We start from the raw sequence: 14,066 nt of genomic DNA, 5'->3' as shown, positions 1-14,066 counted from the left end.
TTCTTGCTCATGGTAAACTCCTGATGAGTGTGTTTAGTTTACCAAGTTAAAACCTCCTGTTTTTTCAGCACACATCATAAAGAGCTAATACAGATAGTTAGCAAATTAAGAATACTATAACGATTTAAAAGAATTGAGACCATAAAGCTAAAAGGTACTGTCAAAATACTATAAGCCAAGTAAACAAGACCATGCCCTGCAAAAACCACAAAAATTGAATATAGACTATATTCACGATTCATTATGATAAATAGCAATGCTGTGAAAAAAAGTAGTGGTAAAGGAGCAAGTAATAGGGCTTTTACTATTTTTTCTTTTGAGTATTTCATTAACTTAATTCTCTTATCTACTCAATAACTATTCATACTATACCGATTTTCTTGGAGGTCGTTTGCTCCCATTTAACATAATGGTGCTTATGCGAAATCAATTTGTAATAAGCCTGTAATATCAATTAATTAGCATCATTCAAAAATTCAAAAAACCAGCCAAAAGCCGATATAGAAACATATCGGCTTTTTTATGAACAAAACTGGTATATTTCGCCAATAAAATTGAGCGTTTTTTAATCGAATTGGGCGTTTCACCTGTGTTATCAATTCATCCAGTGCTTAAATTATCCCCAATTTCTGCGGACAAATCTTGGGATAATTTAAATGTGTTGTACGCCTAGGCGTACAGTAATTTAGGGATTTTGCCAATATACCCATGGAACACAATTTCTTATCATGAATACATAGAGAGCAGGATGCTCCAGAGAATAAGAAAAACCAAAGAACAAGGAAATGTTAAAGGTACGACAGGAGTTATACCTCAAGCATCAAATATGTAAAAAAGCCCAACAGGATGTTGGGCTTTTTTATTGCTTGTATCTTTTAGATCAGGCTAAGTTTTCTCGAACAAACTTAGGATCAATAATGAAAAGCTTAATCAGCGATTGAGCTGCTTTACTTGGTCGTCTTGTTCCTTGTTCCCAACTTTCTAATGTTCGTTTTGATGTACCTAGAATATTGGCAAATTGTTCTTGTGTTAAATCCGCTTTCCTACGAGCTAGGGCGACATCTGTTTCAGTAATCACAGTACGTTTTGCTGCATTATTTGCAAGCATATCGTCTATACCCTGCAAAATTTCTGCTTCAATATCTCTAGTTGCTTCAAAAGCTTCGATTTCTTTAGCCGTTAAACGAGTCATTTAATTTCTCCACTAATAATTGAAGTGTCTTTTTACTCAGTTGGGTGGTTTCTTTTTTACTGTAGAGTGTCAGTAGCCAAATTTCACCGTTTTCTAAACGGTTAAAGTAAATGACTCGAACACCAGAGCTTTTACCTCGTCCACCACTTGTCCATCTAACCTTACGAATACCACCTGAATTAGGCTCAACATCACCTGCATTAGGGTTTAAAGATAAGAACGTCTTAAATTCCTCATATTCTTTTTCATCCCAATACATAAAACAAATTTTACTAAAATAAGGCGTTTCACATATTGTTAGCATTTTTAAACCTTGAATACCACATAGTAGTATTTTAATACGACTAAGTCGTATCTGTAAAGAAACTAAAGTACACCGAGATTATCGAAAACCTATTTTTTTGTTCAATAGAAGTATTTTGAGCACATTCGGCTCATAATATGAGCCGAATAAATGGGTTAATCAGCTCATTTTATTTAAGGCATTTCTACTTGCAGGCTAATAGTCGAATTTCGCATAAGAGATTTTATGTTAAATCCAATGTAATATTTATGAACTGAAAACTTTGAATGTTGAAATATGACTTTTAGGAAGCTAACTAAAACCGATAATAATTATGAAGTTAACGCTAAAGTACCTTTTAGCAGTAGAACTAATGCTGAGTGTAGTATTCAAGATTTAGAACAAGCATTTTTATTTAGTTGGAATATGACATTTGGTGCTACAGGAGAGCATCGAAGCTACAGATCTGGTGGTCAATTAGTACGAAATAATCTTCAAAAATTTTGTGATGTCTTTATTGGTAAATTGGGAGAAGTAGCATTTTTTAATATTTCCAAAAAGCGACCAATGGTTAATAACATTACAGAAATTGATTATGAGTGTTATGGATTAGGGAAATGGGATAGCTCTGATTTTGTTATTAACTCTCAATATCATATTGCAGTCAAAACAACTAAACACTTCGGGAATTTACTTTTATTGGAAGAAAAAGATTGGGTAGTTAGAGATGGAAAAGCTATTTATTTACCAAACCAGAATTCTGAAAGTAAAGGAGTTTATGATTTTCTATTTTTTAGTCGAGTAAGAACTGATATTCATGATTTGGTCAAAGAAATAAATTTTTCACAAGAGATTGATATTAATAATTTAAAAAATATTTTTTTTACTAAAATTATTAAGACTGTATCAGTTACTTTAGAAGTAGTTGGATATGTTTCAAATGATAGTTTAGTTAAGATGATTGAAGAAGGTTACATTCTTCCTCAGAATTCGACTCTTAATGGAAAAACGAGAATGGATGCCTCAAATTACTATTTACAAAGTGGTTTCTTTAGACAGATGTCTATTGGATAGAACTTATAGAATCTGTTAAATAGCTCCCTTTACTTAAAGGGGAGAATCTTTAATGGCAACTAATGTCACAACTCAAGACTTAACTTTAATTCTCGAAAGCTATAAAGCTTGGAAATGGTTAAATGTATCTTTATCTCATTTTGCTAGCCGAACAGTAAATTTTCCAGAAGCAATCTCAGAATCATTGTGCTGTTATACATTAAGATATACTTGGCACAATAAAGCTAAGACTAAACTTCCTGGGGATGGTACAGGTCTTAATGGAGAGTTAGTTGAAATCAAAGCAACATCTAATTTTAACCATGACCTAACTTCATTTAGTCCAGATATAAGATTTGATATTCTTATTTTTGCAAGATTAGATTTAGTGAACAATCATCTTTATATATATGATATGAATATGAATTTTAGTCAATTTCAATTATGTCCTGTGAATTTAAATGAGACTGTCCTTGACCATCAAAATCAAGGACGAAGACCTAGATTGTCATTAATTAATCAAATTAATCAACGTAATCTTCAACCTGTTACTGTTTTAGATTTAAATCAACTAGCCTTGCAACTTGGGATTCAATTGTAAAACTTAAGATTACAAATAGCTCTATATAAGAGCTATTTGTTTGTTTTCATTATTTTCTTTTTTAACTTCTAGAGCTTTTTTAATTTCTAAAGCAATTCGCTCAATTACGGGTACTACAACACTATTACCAGCTTGTTTATAAAGGTTCGCATTACTTGTTTGTTCGGGAAGAATAAATTCTTTAGGGAATCCTTGAAAATTAAAACACTCTCTTGGCGTTAACTTTCTAATCGTATCAGGTTTACCTTGGACGTTAAGTAAAGGAACATTATGTCCACCTGTACCCATGTTTGCAGTTAAAGTCGGACACATATTACTTTTGTTTTCACGCACATACTGACGTCTCCACTGATACAAAGTTTTTGCATCTTTAATATCTTCAACTAATTGGTTAAAGAAAGGAGTTTTTTCAGTATAAAAATATTTTTTGTCTATGTTTGTTTCATCTTCTAATAGATCATTTATTGATGTATCTAAAGGAATAGCATGTGGAAATTCAAACTTTTCATAAGCTTTAATATCTTTAAAACAAACAACGTATATACGTTCACGGTTTTGAGGAATATTTCCATATTCACAGGCATTTAAGACTTTGTATTTAACGTGATAACCATGATTTTTAAGGCTCTCAATAATAACTTTAAACGTATTTCCTTGATCATGGCTTACTAGGTTTTTAACATTTTCTAGCAAAATCACAGAAGGCTTTTTCTCTTCAAAGATTCGTTCAAGTTCAAAGTATAAGTTTCCTCTACCTTTTTCATCATCAAAACCTTGTCTATAACCAGCTACAGAAAAAGCCTGGCATGGAAACCCTGCTAGCATAATATCGAAATCTGGGATTTCAGAAGCTTTTACATCATTGATATCTCTATGATCAACAAGAAAATCAAAATTAGCTCTAATGGTCTCTACAGCAAACTTATCAAGTTCATTTGCATAAATGGTTTCAAATCCAGCCTTATCAAAGCTTAGATCAATACCACCAACACCAGCAAAAAAAGATGCACACTTCATTGTCTATTCACGATATGTTTTAACTTGATAAGGAGTCTAAAGAGTTATTTCTAAAAAAGTAGCCCATAAATCACAAAAACACATAAATAATTTGTTAACACATTAATGGTGTGCTATTTTTGGCTAATTAGAATGTCTAAAGAAAGATAGAAATATGACTTATAAAGAGTTTCAAATTGCCCTAATAGGGTTAAATCTAAACATAAAAGATTTTGCGAGAATATTAGGTATGAATCCTAATTCTATAACTAATTATAAGTTGAAAGGATTTGTCCCATTACAATTAGCGATCGTCATCAATCTTATGCAAGAGTTACATAAGAATCAGTTGAATTATTTAGATGTTATAGAAAAAACAAAAAGAGTATTTTCAGAAAATATTATTGAAAATTAAATATTTGGTTATGAAAAATGACAAATGAAATCCAAGAATTACAGCATAAAATTCTAAATTTTAGAAATGATCGAGATTGGGAAAAGTTTCATAAAATTAAAGATCTTGTCTTGGGGTTAACTATAGAAAGTTCTGAGTTAGCTGAACTATTTTTATGGAAAACGGATGAGGAATCAGAGCAAGTCGATGTACAAAAAGTGCGAAATGAATTAGCCGATGTATATATTTTTTTAAACTACATAGCTAAGTATTATGAGATTGATATACAACAGGCTGTTCTTGAAAAAATAGAATTGAATAATCAAAAGTATCCTATTAGTAAATTTAAAGGATCAAATAAAAAATATAATGAACTAGATTAGTTTTTCTAAAATTAACATAATACACCTTATACGAAATGCTTTATTTTATCTGATATAAATCATTTGCTTATAGTATGTCAAAAAGCCCAATCACACCCGATTGGGCTTTTTTAATGATTATTCACGTTTCACGCCTACTAAGTGATCAATGTTTCACGATTTTATTTAATTAAACTGAATAAAATATTGCTTAACTTACGTAAGTTATTTAACTTCATTAAGTACTATATTATGTAACTCTTCTGGAGATAACTTTTGTAATTGATGGATTGCTGCTTTTAGGATTAAAGAACGATTAGCTTTAGCTACTCGAGACTCTACTAGCAAATGATCTATTTCTTTACTCACTTCCTCTGTTAGAGAAAATGTAAAACGACGATAAATTTGTTGAGATATTTCTAGATTCTTTGCCCGTTTAGTAGAACCCACAATAAAATCTTCGATTTGCTTTTCTGGAGATTTAGCTTCATGAGCTGATTTGGTTAACCCTTTTAATGCCATTACAAGTCTCCTAAAAATTCGACTACAAGTTGCTCAATTTCAGTGACAGCTTTTTTGTCAGTGTCTACTTCAAATACAGAAAGACCATTTTCATCAGCATCATCATAAACATTTCGATTGGTTGTGAATTGACTCAGTGGAATAATTCCAAAGGACTCACAGGCCTCTTTTGCATCTAAAATACGCTGAGCTTGGCTAGGCAAAGTCGGGCATTGGGTAATTACAGCATTAGTAATTAGATTTGGATTCACAGCTCTAGCTAAGCGAATAAGCTGTTCAACATGAACTAAAGTTTTAAGATCTCTGCGCTTTGGCCTAAAGGGTAATAGCATATGTGTAGCTATCGTCATTGCTGAACGTAAAGCTTCTGAATCTTGCCCCCCAGCATCAATAATGATGTCTTGGTATCTTTTAGACAGATCATCTAGAACTTGTCGAATATTACCAGCAGCCTGAACGGATGGAATGTTTCTTAGATCTTGATTTACATCACGCTCTTTGACCCAATCTGTTGTAGTACCTTGTGGGTCGGCATCTAAAAGTAAGATGTCATGATTTTTCTGTTGCAGATAAACTGCTAAGTTTTGTGCAAGACAACTCTTCCCAGAGCCACCTTTTTCTCCACCAATTAAAATAATCATTATTTAACTTAAGTAACTTATTTAATAAAATAAGTATAGCTTAGTTATGCTATGGATCAAATAATAACTTACATAACTTACATAACTTACATAACTTACATAACTTACATAACTTACATAACTTACATAACTTACATAACTTAGTTTATTTGACTTTTTTCTAAATAGCCAACTTTAAGTAAGCAAGGGTATAGCTCTACAAATTTCTGTTCATCTTTAAGCATGTCTGCAATACGTATTGCAAATTGATCATACGACTCAGTACCTACAGAGTATTTAGACATCTCAGATAATTCTGCAAGTTTCCTAGCAAAAAGGAATCGCTGAGAATCTGTCATCTTTTTATATTGTTTAGATGAGGTTACATCTTTGAGTTCTTTTTCTTTGTTTGTGACTTTTAAGGTGAAGGAAAAACCTGAAATAGATCGTCCGTTTTTTTGTTGAGTATATTTGGCTGTTAGGTCGGAGAACTCATTGATTTGAAGTAAGGCTGGTTCCAAAACACGTCTTTTGAAAGCTTCAACTCGAGAGTATTCATTAATTCCAACTCCTAATTGTTCTCTAAATTTATTGATTTCAAATACTGGTGTATGTCTAGCTGTTCGCCATTGTGCTAATAATTCATAAAGTCTAATAGCATAAACACTTGTAAAATTTGCTGTTTGTTCTAAATGATATTGAGTGAAATACTGTGTAAATCCGTCAATCCTAGTTATATGATCAATAAGAACACGAGTTAAGGTGACTAAAATTTTACCTTCACCTTTTTGGTAATTCACATCTTGAATCCAACGACTTTTGGTAGGAGAGCCATCATCATTAGTAATAGTGAATTGTCTCTTAAAAAGATTTTGTTCGGCTTCTAATAAGGTTGAATACGAGGCATCTAGCGTGACATTAAACGCTTTCGCATATCTTTCAGCCTTTAATTCAAGAGGATGTTGAGAGCTAAGGCCGTGTCCTTTTTCTCTAGCATCAATAATAGCTAGTTGAACCAAACGTGTCTCAGACAAAGTTAATGTTTGAATCGCTTCTACTAGTTTATTTGATTTAACAATTACGTCTTTCATAAGTAAATAAGCAACATGAAATAATCTGTTGTTATAGCAACATGAAATAATCTCGTTGTCAATTTATAATGAAAATTCAAGAAATTGATGGTTTTTTACTAAATCTAATATAATAAATTTAAAATTAATACTTATATTTCAATAGAATATTGATTGTTAAATATAAAACATTGACCGAGTTTTTGTTGCTATATTTAAGGTAAAAGCATCATAAAACGTAAATTCGTAAAAAAATAAAATATTTCAAATTCTATAAAGTATTGATTTTAATAAATATATTAATTATAACAACATTGTTTATTTTTGTTGTCATATCCTAAGTAAACGTTGCTATATAACCGAGTAAACGTTGCTATATAACCGAGTAAACGTTGCTATATAACCGAGTAAACGTTGCTATATAAGCTCTGAAACACTTTATTCATAATGGTTTCAGAGTACTTAAAAACATTAAAAACATTAAAAACATTAAAAACCTAAACTATAAAAAATTGCCCACTATAAAAAATTGCCCTATGTTTTCGCTATGCTCAAACTCTATTGAATCTCGCTATCGCTCGATTCTTGGAGGCAATTTTTTTGCAAACACTTTGAATCAATTTTATAAAAAAACACAACTCTGAATTCGCTTCGCTCATAAGTATTTATGCTCGCTACGCTCGATCTAGGAGTAAAGATCATCATGTGATTTACTACAGATATTAAGTAACCCTGTTTGAAAAGCTGTTTTTCAAGGAGTCTAGGCGCAATTTTTCTTTTTGTCGCTCGTAGACACTCACTAAGGAGATCACCTATGAGTAAAGATCAAGATTTAGTTTCTCTCACCATAAGCATTTTAGACAAACCTCCAAGAAGCTATAAACTTGATACGGATGGAGTCTTCAAAGAAGATCAAGAGCAAATAGAAACTTGGGAAGAGTATTTTAAATTATTTGATAATCCCAAAGGTTTAGAAGATTTTATGGCAGACTGTGAACAAGATATATCTAAGGATAAGAACTAAGCTCATAGATTGCATTAGTTTCTACTTTTAATGGTGTAGCTTAGTGTTTTATGCAGATTAATAAAAGTCGCTTAGAAAGCAAATGGTGAGCTTCTATGAAGGATCAGGAACTACCACAAAATTGTGATAGTTCCCAAAAACTATAATGAAACTGAAATACAGTTTAGAAATAAGCGTATTTATTTAAAAATCGGACTCATTTTGAATAGATAGTCCTCGTTATGCTGAGGATTGCATCAACAAACCTTGTTGAAAGGTGTGCCATTTTAAATGACGGTTTGATATTTTAAAAAAGCGAAAAACATCAATCGCTTGAATCCCGAATTTTTGTATTTTGATTAAAGGCTGACTTTGACCGAGTTGCCAAAAATGCTAAATAAAAAATCATTCATCGACCTAGTTACGTTTCAATTGCACTAGCTAACTGAAGGCTTTATACGAAGACCTAAACGCTTGTTTTTACAGAACATTGAAAACTGCATTGATACGAAATGACCGTGTTTAAGCTAAACCTAAACTCTTGGTTTTTTTATAAAAAAACCTAAAATTTGACTTCGAATTTTGCTTTCAAGTACCACCCTGAATCCCACAGCCGACCAAAGCTTTGAGAGAAGTTAAACGACCTGTTTAACCGCAACAAAATTCTAACTTTTCGATTTCTATCTCACTATTTCCGTTCGCACTTTCATCCACAGGCTTGCACGTTTTTTTCGTACTCGACTGCTTAGCGATAATTCTTCGGCGAATTATCTCTTACTCGCACGATCTCTCACAGGTGAAAGTCTTTTGTATCTACTTGGGCAAATGAAGCCTTTATAGATTTTTATTATGACTAAAGTTCTTCTTTCGGTTTTTCAACCTTAGAACGCCTAAACGGAGGCTAAACCGTTTAACTTAAACTCCTGTGCTTCCCACTTTAGTTTTATGAATCGCTGTATCTGAATAAACAGAAACAGGGCTTACTAGACCTTCAACATTACACCGTGCAACACTTGGTTTGCCATCCTTGACTTCATGGAGCGTTGTTCCGCAACTCCACTTAAATCACACGGTTTTCGTTGGTCAGATCAATCACTTTTACAGCATAAATACCTTCAAAGTTTTCATAAGCATCCCTCCAGCCTCTGTCATTCCTAGCGTATTTTTGACGCTAGAAGAGGTGGTTCGGTTGAGCTATTTGGCGATCAGTGTTACCACTGACCGAGAGGGAATCTGTCAAATGAGACAGACCCACAAGCCTTTCGACTTTTTTCTTCCCCCGTACAATTTCCCGCTTAGCGGTTGATGCACGTCCTCCCCGATCGGGTACGCAAGATGAGGCTTCTAAACCTCCCAACAGTGAAAATTCACTAGCAGGTTAACCCAGCGTATGGTGTTTTCGTCTCGACATCATGTCTCGACTTCCATTCCATAAAACGGCTTATTGCAATTCAGGTCTTTAGACTCAGAATGGCTCTAAGTTTTTCAGTGTCGCCCGAAGGCGACTCAGCCGAGTGTTTTTATATGGGCTGAGGGCAATTTGATTTAACTGAAAGGATAAAAGGAGAACTGACATGCAAACCATTCCTACTCAAAGAGTAGCAGGGAGGTTTTGCATTGAGGTTCTCACAGTCTCCGTCGCAACCCTACCAACTAGCTTTCACCAGTATAGAGCTACACGAAAATATAGGCTTTCGCCAACTCTTACAGCCACATAAGAGCCAAGATGCACTAAGGATGGTCAGTCCTTAGCTATTTCGAAAAGAAAAAACAGTTAAGGATGGTCAGTCCTTAACTTTGAGGTCAAGAACTGCCGACTGCCTTAGAGCGTCGAAAAGTCTTTTTTCAGCATCACACTGAAAATGTCGTTCTGAATTGTTATACCACCATGAAGTTAGATGGTGAATAAGAGCAGGGGCAACGAGCCGAGTTAATCTAAGGAACAACTTAACTACGTCTCGTTGCCCCTTAGCCACCTTTCAGGTGGCAGTTTTTCTTCGAAAAACCTTTAAAAGCCCTGCTACGCAAGCCTTTTATTAAAAAGCAAAACAGATTTGTGAAGAGATGTTAATACATTAAAAAAAGTAAGACCCTAAATTTTTATTTTTACTACATTCGCCCTACTACATCTCGGCTTTTATTTATAGATTTTGGGGAATACATGATTTTTTATACGACAAGTGATGAAATCACAATGTCTGCTTTACACCGAACGGTGTATCTAGCTAAGGCCACGTTCTATCAAAAGTTTTTCATTGATGTTGATAAAGCACAGAACACTTTGGCTTGGTTGATCAGCAAATTTCACGTCAGTAAAACAGGAGACTCACGCTCTAAAGCTAGAGATAAAAAGGACTTGTGCAATGCACATTTGGTGATTCAGCTTAATCAGCAACTTTTACGGCAAGGCAAGTGCCAGGTTTTTGTTATGGTGACTTTACCAAGTGCTTTGAGGGAGAAGCAGTCAGTTATCACAAAGATGATAGAAGAGTTTCATTTAACAGAAGTTGAAATGACTAAGATGACCGCTGAACAACGGTTTCAGCGTGTGATTAGCTATCAAAAGCAACTCATAAAGAAAAGCTTTAAGGAAAAGGATGGCAGACCATGTCAGGATACTTTTCACTGCCTCTTACACCGTGATTCACGGCTACAGCTTTTCAGTCAAGACATGCCCAAAGTGGTACTTCGCCTTTCTGATCGGAGTAAAAAGCGTTTAGCTGAGTACAAGTTGATGCAAGAAAAAAAGGGGGATGCCAAACTGATCAAACCTACTTCATGGACTTGGCATCTGACACCGCAATACAAAGCACATATTTTAAAACTGTGTAGAGCAGGGATTCAGTCGAAACTGACACAAAAGAAGCATATTAAAAAACAGCAGTTTGAAGCAAAAAATAAAGTAAGTCCGACCAAAGATCAGGTCAAAACTTGGCTGACTGATGATGAGCTAAAAAAAGCGATTGAAGCAGGCGTTTTTGCTTTGTCGAATGTCCCTGCTTTCCGTGGCACGACTCAAGATGTAGGGGAAATTTGCTATGAGCTTGAAAAGAAATACAACCGCAGAGCTGTACGTCAGAATGCAGTCAAAGGGAAAAGACAAGTTCAAAAGAAACGTACGTTTCCGATCTATCAAGCTTTTGATTTAGAACAGATTAAAAGAGAGGCATTTTATAGTACGAGAGTCGACTTTAATATTTATTCCTTTACAGAGTTACATGAGCGAGTGATGCGGTTCACTCAAACGATTTTGTCGTATAAAGCTGAGAATCATGTAGATCAAAGCTTAAGTCAGATTGAAGATGAAAAAGCATTAGAAAAGTATATTTATGCTGATTTACTGCGTATAAACCAAGCCAAAAATAGAAACCTTGCTGATCCTAAACCGAATGTGGAGGTTAGAGATGATACTGAAAATGATGTCAAAAATATCATTAAAAAAATTAAATATAACAAATAGATAGGTGTTTTTCAATATTGTTAAATAATTTAACAGTTAGGCTGTTTTGATATTTTTTTCCAAAATCGTTAAATAATTTAATAAAATAAATCATATAAAAAATTATTTTTCCTATTTTTTACAATATTCACTTAGGTTCTTTAGCTTTACTAGTAAAAAAGGAAATTATGGAAACTTTAAAATGGGTTCTAACAGAAAAAGCCTAGACTCTAATCTAGGCTTTAAAAATTAAAAAATGCATAAAAATCAGAACAATAAGATCATTTCAAGTATTTCGAATAAGGTGTATTATGTTAATTTTAGGAAAACTAAATTAAACACGTACAAATTACTAAATATATTGATGTTTCGCACTCGGGAAAGAACCATCTTTTACAGCAGAAACATAACTTTCAATCGCTTCCTGAATACTAGTTTTGTCTTGCATAAAATTGCGTACAAATTTTGCGGGTTTATCATTAAGTCCTAACATGTCATGTAGCACCAGAACTTGAGCATCTGTTTCTGCCCCAGCACCAATGCCAATAACGGGAATCGTGACTGACTGAGAAATTTTTGCGGCAAGATTAGACGGCACACATTCAAGCAATAGCATGACAGCTCCTGCGTGTTCTAATTGTTTTGCTGTATTGAGAAGATGATTTGCTTGCTCCTCAGTTTTGCCTTGAACTTTAAAACCACCGAAAACGTGAACTGCTTGAGGTGTTAAACCAATATGAGCACATACAGGTACACCATTTTGAGTGAGTTGTTTAATTATTTCTGAAAGCCATAAATCACCTTCAATTTTCACCATATGAGCACCAGCTTGCATGAGAAGGGCAGCATTTTTGAGAGCAAGCTCTGGAGATGAATAGCTCATAAATGGCATATCAGCAATGATAAAAGCATGATCGTTGCCTTTATTGACACATGCAGTATGGTAAACCATCTGCTCAATAGTTACAGGTAAGGTACTATCATTTCCCTGTAAGACCATCCCTAATGTATCTCCAATCAGTAAAGCATCAATGCCTGCTTGATTTGAAATCTTGGAAAAAGTTGAATCGTAGCAAGTTAAAACTGCGATTTTTTCTCCATCCTTTTTCATCTTTTTTAATGTCTGTAATGTAACTTGCTGCATGATTTCCTCACGATTTCATCTATTAAATTTTTGGCGCTTATCCAAAATTGTAATGTTTAACCTGATCTATGATTAAAATAATAGCGATTAAAACCATTAAGCCTCCTGAAATTCGGCTAACAATCTGTGCAACATGTGGGCGTGTTTTTAATAAAGTTTGAGCACAAAAACCCACCAAAAAGTAGACCACAGCACAACTAAAAATATGAATTAACCCCAAAGAAATAATTTGTGTAGTAACAGACCATGATGCAGATGTATGAATAAATTGGGGTAATAATGCGAGGAATAACAAAAAGACTTTTGGATTTAGCCCACTTACCCCGAAACCCTTAATAACCCAGTTCCACCATGGTTTATTAGTGTCTAGGTTGAGTTTTTTTTCATTAGATATAGTTGTCGGATAACGAGATAAACTAATCCCAATCCATAATAAATAAAGCGACCCAATAACAGTAAGTGCCATAAGCGCTAAAGGTTGGCTCGCAACAAGTGTCCCTACACCCGCAGCAACAATAAGTGTTGCTATAAAATGACCAAGTAACAACCCTGAGATAGCAGGTAGAATTCTTTCTTTAATTCCAGCTGAAATTGCGTATGCCCAATCAGCCCCGGGAGTGAGAACAAAAAGAATGGATATACTCCAAAAGGCGATAATTGTATTAAAGGTCATAAATTAAAAAATCATTTCATTTCACAAGCTGGAAAGGATAAGTCTTAAGATCTAGAATGTGCTTTCAAATAGTTGCTCATAACTCAATTTAAAAGGAAGATTTTTCTAAATGGATAAGATAGATAGAAAGATTCTTGCTGAATTACAATCTAATGGGCGTTTATCGATTACAGAATTGGCAGAAAAAGTAGGCTTAAGTCTTTCACCATGTCATCGAAGACTTCGGACTTTAGAAGAGTCAGGGATAATAAAAGGGTATTGTGCTCAGCTTGAAGCGAGTCGTATTGGGCTAGAATTTTCGACGATTGTATTTGTGACGATGAAAGATGGTGATAAAAAGACTCTTTCCCATTTTGAGGAGGCTATTCTTGATATCCCTTACATCATTCAAGCACAGCGCTTATTTGGAGATCCTGATTATTTATTACATGTGGTTGTAAGCGATTTAGCTAATTTTCAAAAACTATATGATGAAAAGCTTTCTGCTCTTCCGGGAGTTCAACGACTTACCTCCACCATGGTCATGAAAAGTGTGATTTCTAACCGCTTATTTCCCTTATAAAATATGTCTTATAACTCCTAGAAAAAATCGACTAATGCATCCCATTTAACATAATGGAGGTTATACGAAATGAAATGTTAGAACCCATTTAAAGTGTCTATATTCTCACCAATAAAAATGTCTGGTTTATGATGGTTTTTATCACCATGGAC

Annotated in this window: 15 protein-coding genes and 1 pseudogene; 7 read left to right on the top strand and 9 right to left on the bottom strand. The window is 33.9% G+C overall.

Annotated elements, in window-relative coordinates:
- Positions 1-77: 77 nt before the first annotated feature.
- The 3 genes and pseudogenes from ACK2M2_RS15475 to ACK2M2_RS15465 form a co-directional block, all read right to left on the bottom strand.
- Positions 78-329 (bottom strand): annotated as a pseudogene (locus ACK2M2_RS15475) (hypothetical protein); the annotation flags it as partial.
- A 551-nt stretch (positions 330-880) separates the two neighbouring features.
- On the bottom strand, positions 881-1,192 hold the full coding sequence (locus tag ACK2M2_RS15470; protein ID WP_004650130.1) for a helix-turn-helix domain-containing protein: 312 nt from the start codon (positions 1,190-1,192) through the stop codon (positions 881-883).
- A complete protein-coding gene (locus tag ACK2M2_RS15465; RefSeq protein WP_004650131.1) occupies positions 1,173-1,496 on the bottom strand; it encodes a hypothetical protein in 324 nt (107 codons plus the stop codon). The genes ACK2M2_RS15470 and ACK2M2_RS15465 overlap by 20 nt, the downstream gene beginning before the upstream one ends.
- A 276-nt stretch (positions 1,497-1,772) precedes the next feature.
- On the opposite strand from ACK2M2_RS15465, the gene ACK2M2_RS15460 reads away from it, so the two are divergent.
- Entirely contained in the window at positions 1,773-2,549 is a 777-nt protein-coding gene (locus ACK2M2_RS15460) for a hypothetical protein (protein ID WP_409512942.1), read from the top strand.
- Positions 2,550-2,601: 52 nt separating this feature from the next.
- Complete coding sequence (locus tag ACK2M2_RS15455; RefSeq protein ID WP_409512943.1) at positions 2,602-3,129, top strand: Bsp6I family type II restriction endonuclease; 528 nt, start codon at positions 2,602-2,604, stop codon at positions 3,127-3,129.
- 21 nt (positions 3,130-3,150) lie between these two features.
- On the opposite strand, the gene ACK2M2_RS15450 is transcribed toward ACK2M2_RS15455, so the two are convergent.
- Positions 3,151-4,146 (bottom strand): DNA cytosine methyltransferase, encoded by a 996-nt coding sequence (locus ACK2M2_RS15450; RefSeq protein ID WP_409512944.1) that lies wholly within the window; start codon positions 4,144-4,146, stop codon positions 3,151-3,153.
- 154 nt (positions 4,147-4,300) lie between these two features.
- Here ACK2M2_RS15450 and ACK2M2_RS15445 point away from each other — a divergent pair, with 154 nt between their 5' ends.
- Positions 4,301-4,540 (top strand): tellurium resistance protein TerC, encoded by a 240-nt coding sequence (locus ACK2M2_RS15445; protein ID WP_409512945.1) that lies wholly within the window; start codon positions 4,301-4,303, stop codon positions 4,538-4,540.
- Positions 4,541-4,557: 17 nt separating this feature from the next.
- Complete coding sequence (locus tag ACK2M2_RS15440) at positions 4,558-4,902, top strand: nucleotide pyrophosphohydrolase (protein WP_409512946.1); 345 nt, start codon at positions 4,558-4,560, stop codon at positions 4,900-4,902.
- A 204-nt stretch (positions 4,903-5,106) separates the two neighbouring features.
- Here the strand turns inward: ACK2M2_RS15440 and ACK2M2_RS15435 are convergent, their stop codons facing one another.
- The 3 genes from ACK2M2_RS15435 to repM all read right to left on the bottom strand — a co-directional run bounded on the left by ACK2M2_RS15435 (position 5,107) and on the right by repM (position 7,114).
- Positions 5,107-5,403, bottom strand: a complete 297-nt coding sequence (locus ACK2M2_RS15435; RefSeq protein ID WP_086192475.1) for a hypothetical protein — start codon at positions 5,401-5,403, stop codon at positions 5,107-5,109.
- On the bottom strand, positions 5,403-6,044 hold the full coding sequence (locus tag ACK2M2_RS15430; RefSeq protein ID WP_409512947.1) for an AAA family ATPase: 642 nt from the start codon (positions 6,042-6,044) through the stop codon (positions 5,403-5,405). Before ACK2M2_RS15430 ends, ACK2M2_RS15435 begins: the two co-directional genes overlap by 1 nt.
- 140 nt (positions 6,045-6,184) lie before the next feature.
- Complete coding sequence (repM, locus tag ACK2M2_RS15425) at positions 6,185-7,114, bottom strand: replication initiation protein RepM (protein ID WP_409512920.1); 930 nt, start codon at positions 7,112-7,114, stop codon at positions 6,185-6,187.
- Positions 7,115-7,907: 793 nt separating this feature from the next.
- Here repM and ACK2M2_RS15420 point away from each other — a divergent pair.
- Together ACK2M2_RS15420 and ACK2M2_RS15415 are read left to right on the top strand one after the other, a co-directional pair.
- Positions 7,908-8,117: a hypothetical protein gene (locus ACK2M2_RS15420; RefSeq protein WP_409512921.1), complete on the top strand. Its 210-nt coding sequence runs from the start codon at positions 7,908-7,910 to the stop codon at positions 8,115-8,117.
- A gap of 2,140 nt (positions 8,118-10,257) precedes the next feature.
- On the top strand, positions 10,258-11,556 hold the full coding sequence (locus tag ACK2M2_RS15415) for a hypothetical protein (RefSeq protein WP_409512922.1): 1,299 nt from the start codon (positions 10,258-10,260) through the stop codon (positions 11,554-11,556).
- A gap of 331 nt (positions 11,557-11,887) precedes the next feature.
- Here ACK2M2_RS15415 and panB read toward each other — a convergent pair whose 3' ends face one another.
- Entirely contained in the window at positions 11,888-12,679 is a 792-nt protein-coding gene (gene panB / locus ACK2M2_RS15410) for a 3-methyl-2-oxobutanoate hydroxymethyltransferase (protein ID WP_409512923.1), read from the bottom strand.
- A gap of 37 nt (positions 12,680-12,716) precedes the next feature.
- On the bottom strand, positions 12,717-13,352 hold the full coding sequence (locus tag ACK2M2_RS15405) for a LysE family translocator (RefSeq protein ID WP_409512924.1): 636 nt from the start codon (positions 13,350-13,352) through the stop codon (positions 12,717-12,719).
- A gap of 109 nt (positions 13,353-13,461) precedes the next feature.
- Between ACK2M2_RS15405 and ACK2M2_RS15400 the strand changes: the two genes are divergently transcribed.
- Entirely contained in the window at positions 13,462-13,914 is a 453-nt protein-coding gene (locus ACK2M2_RS15400; RefSeq protein ID WP_409512925.1) for an Lrp/AsnC family transcriptional regulator, read from the top strand.
- Positions 13,915-14,066: the final 152 nt, after the last annotated feature.

Source organism: Acinetobacter sp. TY1 (assembly GCF_048551395.1).
Classification (GTDB): domain Bacteria; phylum Pseudomonadota; class Gammaproteobacteria; order Pseudomonadales; family Moraxellaceae; genus Acinetobacter.
Note: the sequence above shows the minus strand (reverse complement) of the source record. Positions and strands in the feature narration are given on the sequence as shown.